General features: G+C 55.8%; 8 protein-coding genes. 1 reads left to right on the forward strand and 7 read right to left on the reverse strand.

Going from position 1 to position 5,676, the window contains the following annotated elements; all coding sequences use genetic code 11:
* Positions 1–31: 31 nt before the first annotated feature.
* The 6 genes from ACTJK4_RS25025 to ACTJK4_RS25050 all read right to left on the reverse strand — a co-directional run bounded on the left by ACTJK4_RS25025 (position 32) and on the right by ACTJK4_RS25050 (position 4,135).
* Complete coding sequence (locus ACTJK4_RS25025; RefSeq protein ID WP_440818050.1) at positions 32–580, reverse strand: hypothetical protein; 549 nt, start codon at positions 578–580, stop codon at positions 32–34.
* Between the two features lie 192 nt (positions 581–772).
* Complete coding sequence (locus ACTJK4_RS25030) at positions 773–1,114, reverse strand: hypothetical protein (RefSeq protein ID WP_440818049.1); 342 nt, start codon at positions 1,112–1,114, stop codon at positions 773–775.
* Between the two features lie 929 nt (positions 1,115–2,043).
* Positions 2,044–2,520, reverse strand: coding sequence for a GCN5 family acetyltransferase (locus tag ACTJK4_RS25035; protein WP_440819211.1), 477 nt, complete (start codon positions 2,518–2,520; stop codon positions 2,044–2,046).
* 70 nt (positions 2,521–2,590) lie between these two features.
* Positions 2,591–3,133: a CbrC family protein gene (locus ACTJK4_RS25040; protein WP_440819212.1), complete on the reverse strand. Its 543-nt coding sequence runs from the start codon at positions 3,131–3,133 to the stop codon at positions 2,591–2,593.
* Positions 3,130–3,654, reverse strand: a complete 525-nt coding sequence (locus ACTJK4_RS25045; protein WP_440819213.1) for a hypothetical protein — start codon at positions 3,652–3,654, stop codon at positions 3,130–3,132. The genes ACTJK4_RS25040 and ACTJK4_RS25045 overlap by 4 nt, the downstream gene beginning before the upstream one ends.
* Before the next feature lie 91 nt (positions 3,655–3,745).
* Entirely contained in the window at positions 3,746–4,135 is a 390-nt protein-coding gene (locus ACTJK4_RS25050; RefSeq protein WP_440819214.1) for a hypothetical protein, read from the reverse strand.
* A gap of 249 nt (positions 4,136–4,384) precedes the next feature.
* Here ACTJK4_RS25050 and ACTJK4_RS25055 point away from each other — a divergent pair, with 249 nt between their 5' ends.
* Complete coding sequence (locus tag ACTJK4_RS25055; RefSeq protein WP_440819215.1) at positions 4,385–4,912, forward strand: hypothetical protein; 528 nt, start codon at positions 4,385–4,387, stop codon at positions 4,910–4,912.
* A 238-nt stretch (positions 4,913–5,150) separates the two neighbouring features.
* Here the strand turns inward: ACTJK4_RS25055 and ACTJK4_RS25060 are convergent, their stop codons facing one another.
* Complete coding sequence (locus ACTJK4_RS25060; protein ID WP_440819216.1) at positions 5,151–5,432, reverse strand: hypothetical protein; 282 nt, start codon at positions 5,430–5,432, stop codon at positions 5,151–5,153.
* Positions 5,433–5,676: the final 244 nt, after the last annotated feature.

Raw genomic sequence — 5,676 nt, forward strand, 5'->3', positions numbered from 1 at the left:
TAAGGTGTCCGTTTCGATTGACCGCTTAAGCCTAAGCACGCCGCCCCCCGCCGCCGATTAGGTTCGGGAGCTTGCCGCCACGCGCGCCTTGAAGAAGCGCATATGCTTCATCTGAGCACCTTTCGCGCGGGACGTGTACGAGCACCAGGCGGGCAAACTCGGGCAGGCCCATCAACATGGTCGAAATGCGCGCGACATATCCGGAGCCGAGCTCAAGTTTGAACCACCCCATGTCTCGCGAGTAGCGCACGGTCCTCACTTCAGACCAAGCAAAGGTGCGGCGCGCCCCGAACATTTCCCCGTAGTCCATGCCGGAGTGGGAAACACGGTGGCGGCTCAAGTAGAAGCCCAAAATCAAGGGCATCGAAGCGATGGCAAATGCGCAAAAGAGCAGCGTCGTTCCGAGAGTGCTTGTGCTGTTCTTTCCTACTGTAATGGAGACGACCGCAAGGCCAAAAAAGAAGACGGCAGACACAACCCCGATAATAAGGATTGAAGTTGGTTGAACGAGAACGCCTGCTTGATATGGCGGGCGCGCACGGGAGCGGCTGCGAGATACCCAGCCCATCACCAAAGCCATGCCCACGACCCAAACGAGCCACTTGATGGCGGAAGCCAAAACGTGAGTTGACACTAGACCTCCTCCTGAAGCCTCAATGCAGCGCTGTGTGGGAGAGTGCGGCCGAGACGCGCGCGATCGGCTTCACCGTAGCATCGGACCGTGGCGGATGCCACACTTGCGAAGTGGGGTGCAGTACTCAAACATGGAGCCTTAGGTGATATGGCAGGCTGGAAGCACTTCGCGATACTCGTCTCGTTGTTGACGTTTGGGTTCGCAAATATCTTCATTCTGTTTGGGGGGCTGGTGTACGGATACGCCCTTCGAAACGTGCTCTTTCTCGGCTCCGCCGGATTCTTTCTGGGTGCAATCGGCGCGCCAGAAATTGAGCCAAAGTTGTTTCGATTCCCACGGCTTTGGCAGATTTTCTTCTCGATGCTTGGCTGCGTTCTTGTCGCAGTACATCTTCAGGCAGGTGCGCTCGGCTATTCCATTGCCGTGGTTGTGGGCCTGGCGCTTCGCTACCTGGCGCCTTTTTGGGTTGGTCACGTTCACCTCCCATGACTCATATCGGGGCGCCGAGCGTCCGCTACTGGCCGGAAACGGACGATGGAGGTTTCGCTATCCACCGGTTGCTGTCGACTCGCAGCGGCACTAGCCGCAATGGAAAGCGGACAGTCAGAAACTAGGTAAGTGGACTGCCACACCCAAGCGGCGGAGGAAGCTGAGGTGGGTGTTCGGCAGGTTCGCCTAAGTGGATTGTTGGGCAGATTTTGCCGTCGAGCTATTTTGCGCATTATCTTGCACTGAAGATAAGCAATCCAGTGAGGATGACTAAAATTGTTACGGCTATTTTGAAGCCCAGGCTCCACGCGCCGCGAAATCCCTGAGTCGTTGTGGAAATAGTTACGGCTTTCCGAGGGATTAGCTTCCCGGTGGACTGACTAATAAAGCATACAGAAAAAAATAAAACAAATAGCGCTGAAAATAAAACCATATGATTGTAGCGCGCGGCCCATGCGAGCAATATAACAATAGCAATCAAAAGTGTCGTGACGCCAATTAAAAATCTTCTCGGAATTTTCACGAAACATAGGCCGCCGCATGCGGGGCAGCAAATGCGAGCAGGCATGAGGAGGCGGCGAAAGTAATGAATAGATTCACCGCAATGAGGACAAGCGCTCGGATTCGATGGCATCACTTTGGGGCGCAGAAGAATTTTGAAGTGGGGAAATTTCTATCTGGCGGGCATCGTGCCGCAATTCAATTTGAATAGCAAGCGAGCCATTTTTCTAATGGAAACTGAGTGCTAACAGTTATTAGATGGACGCCGGGAAATCGCCTGGGACGTCCGCTATCGCGACCAATCATCAATGGCCGGTTGTGGCCGGTAGTGGCCAGTCAAACTTCTACGAAACAACCATTCGCGCCGACTATGAGGCAGTTCGACTAGCGCGGATGGTTACAGCTCCAGCACCCAGAGGCTATCCAGTACGGCCGCTTCTCGGGGCAAGGCCGCGAATGATATCGAGGCGGTTCGCAGGGGCATCCTCCGCAAGGAAAGCAGGAATAGTGTGTGGGTCACGCTTCGGTCTCCGTAGAAAGGCGACCGGCCACTCGGTGATGCGCTCCTCACGAACATGTACGTACTTTCCAGGTTCGGGCTCGTCGATATATTCTCGTTGCAGAACGAGGGCCAGCGGCTCTTCCGCGCCGACGCTTGTGCGAAAAAACGCTTCCGCGTCTTCATAACTACCGAAAGCGTAGTAGTAATCCGACCCATCCGCCTCGTCTGGCGCACCACGTTCCGGATGACACCACACCCGATATTCAAGGACGGCGTCCCAAACGAATCCACCGCCGGCCTTGGCCCCGGCAGGATATTCGCCGACCTTTGACAAATTCAGTACAGGCGGAAAATTCACGATAGAGGTCTCGCGCAATTTGATAGTCGACTGCATGACATGTCGCCGATATGTCAATGGCGGCTCATGGCCGTAAGGGGGTGCCCAGGCATTTATTCAATTCTGGTCAGCACAAGTCCCAAGCAAATAACACTTGCCGGCAGTGCCTACAGACGAATTTGTACAGAGCGGAGTCACCACCCGGTTGGTAGCCCTCCGTGACCCATCTCCACCCCGCCTCGTCCTGTTTGTACTCAAGCAGCCAAGCTTGTTTGGTGCTATCGGATGCTGACTCGACGTCCTGGATAGTGGCATCGCCATGAAACTCACAAGCGTCACCACAGTGTGAAAGCCACCACTCCTGTTGCCATGAGATATAGCCCGGGGTTCGAAGATTTACCTCTTCCATAACTTCGGCCCGCACACCCGCACGCGCCAAAGGGTGCGAGTCTGCGAAAGATGCGTCCAGCTTGCTCGCTGCGGAACCATCGGCGATGCACCACGGGCACAACGCGTCGTGCAAATCGTTGACTGAATAGACCGGTCCTACATAGATATAGCCGCGCGCCTGATTGCAGCACGCACAAATCCTTTCACTAGCAGCGACAGCCCCCGTGGCAAGGGGGGCAGGATGGTACCGAAAGTAAGGAAGCGGTTCTGTTCCGTTCATGGCTCTGTATCGCTATTGCCCGGATAGGGTGGCAGATTTCCACCCGACAGTCTTTTCAATATTTGGGCGTAGATTTCTCCGGGAGGAATGTTTGCCTCCCCTATCAACATCATGTAGCGCTTTCCAAAGGTGAATCGCCTCGTCAGATTCAAGCGCACCACGGGCTGACCGAACGCACCCGCTTGCCCAATAGGCGCGCGAGCGGGAGCAATGTCAACCAGATCCGCGCTTTGCACCATCGCCCACGGTATCTCAGACAACTGCCGTGAGAAGCCAAAACGTGGCACCAAGATTCCGTTGTCGCGAATGATGCAGGCTGGGAGCCCACTTGCCAGCCTGACAACCGCCCCCACAAGAAGGATGCACAACAGGATGCCAAACACGCAGGCCGACAGGCGGATGCTGAACGGCAGGGACTGGATGAAAAAAAGCAGGATGAACATCGCTGTCATCACCGCACTTCCCATGAGCAGCTTGGCCCAAGCCCATTTCGACCTGCGGACTACGATTTCATTCGTCATGTGCCCTCGCCCAACCGGTCCAATTGTCGGAGACTTACATTAGATTGCCGAACGACCGTTACTGGCCGGAAGCAGTCGGTTGCATTGATGGTCAGAGCGCCGGCGCCGGGCGCCAGCTGACGTAGCTCGGAAACGGGTCGTTGACGCGGAATGCGAGAAAAATTTCGGCGACTTGGTTCGCGATGAACCACTCGTCGGAGCGCATCGGAAGGTTGCCTCCTCCAAAGACCAGGATCGTTCCATCAGGGCGGACGGTGCTGGGCTTGTCATGGAACGCCCTAGAGTGAACCTTTGTTGGCAAGTCGAACAGTTCGACCATACAACTTACCCCGCCACCGGCGACCTGTACGAAGCTTCCCGACTCATTCGTCAAAGAGGCGTAGGACGACCGCCCGTAGCTTTTGAGCGACCGAATCGCCCTAGCTATCTGTGCCGCCGTCGGATTACTGAGGCTGGCTTTTCCTTCAACGTTGAGCTTCATTGGTTAGCATCTCTATGCAAACGATTCAGTCAAAGTGTGAGCGCCTCTGAGTTGATGTCGCTTCAACCCTTATCCTGCCACAGACGTGGACGTCGGTTTTGGCCCGGAGCGGTCATTGTCCAGCTTGCGTCAAATCTCGCGCGGCACATACCGATATACTTTCAAAACCACGGGCGGAGCGGGGTTTCCTGAAATGGAAACGAATCAGTTGCCGTCTCCCACCGTCAATCCGAGCATCGTGGCGCACCAATGAATCCCTTAGCAAGCGACGTGCTGAACGCAATACAAGCTGGAGGCCTGACGCGTGTCCTGCGGGGCGAAGAATGTGTCTTTCGTACGCCCTCAGAAATCAATGACGACATGCTGCCTACAGACCATGCAGAGCTCTTGACGCATGGAATCTATCCGCTGACAGAGAAAGTTGGTGAAGCGCGCATCTGTGCCGAACTGGAGCAAGCGCTCGCCGATGCATGTCGAGATGCGCGGGGGGTGTTTTGCGCGCATCAATGTTTCTATATTGAGCTCGTACATGAGCGTGAAGGCCGTTCTCCGCTAAATCTGAGTAGAACCAATCTCTCAAAAATTCTGGGGGCAGCGTTCATTAGAGAATCAGCGGCTCTGCGCTCGCTGGCATTTGGACCCACTGATATTGCTGCCCAACGTCCATACAAGGTCACGGTATCGGGCATGCGCATACTCGCACGCGACTATGGAGTTGATTGGGGCGTGGCGATACGGATACTGGACGGCAGCTTCGGGCCGAGAAACGGTAACTAGCACAATCGGCTATCGACGTAGAGAGATTGAAGTCACGCCCGTGCAATGCGAGCGCACTAACGATGTGACCCGAGCTTTCGCATACGTAAAACCGCGCGATCAGCTGGTTCCGGCTTTGATCCGTAAGGGGCCTATGCCGACGTATGAACTCACCGACGCTGCGCTCTATCGGCCTCGTTGACCGATCGCGGCAAACAGAGCTCTTCTGGAAAGGTGGTAAGGCGCCCCCTTTGGAGAGCTAATCCTTGGGGTCATACCTCTGATTGGTCGGCCACCCGCATTTCCTGCATAGCTTCGGGAAGATCGTGGGAGCAACAAAAATCCCCTTGGACTCGTAGAGATACGGCGTGCCGCATTTACGGCATGCGAACGTAAGGTTCCACACTGCATAGGCGATCCCAGCAATGAGCGCCGGCAGAATAAAGAACCGAGACTGCGTGACGTAGCCGAGAAGACCACTCGCCCCCATTGCCAGGAGCAAAGCGGCCATCGCCACGTAGTGTTCCTTCTTGGGGGTCATCTGGCGCTCCGACGTCTACGTTGTTGAACATAGCCCCGGCAAGCTCCAACGCCATTGAGCCGTTTTCTCTATCCGGTCGCGGAATTTCGGCGATGTATAAGGCGCCATGGGCGCAGACAGCGCATTTGCGTACCACTGTCACAGAGCATTGCACCCTCCCCCCACCCGCCGTATACTCGGCCGGTCGCCGGAAACACCGGCACACGGGATTGGCGTCCCGGTATACTTCGGCGCATACGAGCCG

This window comes from Ralstonia sp. 22111, assembly GCF_052045895.1.
GTDB classification, from domain to species: Bacteria; Pseudomonadota; Gammaproteobacteria; order Burkholderiales; family Burkholderiaceae; genus Ralstonia; species Ralstonia wenshanensis.

What these genes read in the sequence shown, in the direction of transcription:
- ACTJK4_RS25025 (WP_440818050.1), bottom strand. Translation starts at nt 580, where the DNA reads ATGGCTTTGGTGATGGGCTGGGTATCTCGCAGCCGCTCCCGTGCGCGC.
- ACTJK4_RS25035 (WP_440819211.1), bottom strand. Translation starts at nt 2,520, where the DNA reads ATGCAGTCGACTATCAAATTGCGCGAGACCTCTATCGTGAATTTTCCG.
- ACTJK4_RS25040 (WP_440819212.1), bottom strand. Translation starts at nt 3,133, where the DNA reads ATGAACGGAACAGAACCGCTTCCTTACTTTCGGTACCATCCTGCCCCC.
- ACTJK4_RS25045 (WP_440819213.1), bottom strand. Translation starts at nt 3,654, where the DNA reads ATGACGAATGAAATCGTAGTCCGCAGGTCGAAATGGGCTTGGGCCAAG.
- ACTJK4_RS25050 (WP_440819214.1), bottom strand. Translation starts at nt 4,135, where the DNA reads ATGAAGCTCAACGTTGAAGGAAAAGCCAGCCTCAGTAATCCGACGGCG.
- ACTJK4_RS25055 (WP_440819215.1), top strand. Translation starts at nt 4,385, where the DNA reads ATGAATCCCTTAGCAAGCGACGTGCTGAACGCAATACAAGCTGGAGGC.
- ACTJK4_RS25060 (WP_440819216.1), bottom strand. Translation starts at nt 5,432, where the DNA reads ATGACCCCCAAGAAGGAACACTACGTGGCGATGGCCGCTTTGCTCCTG.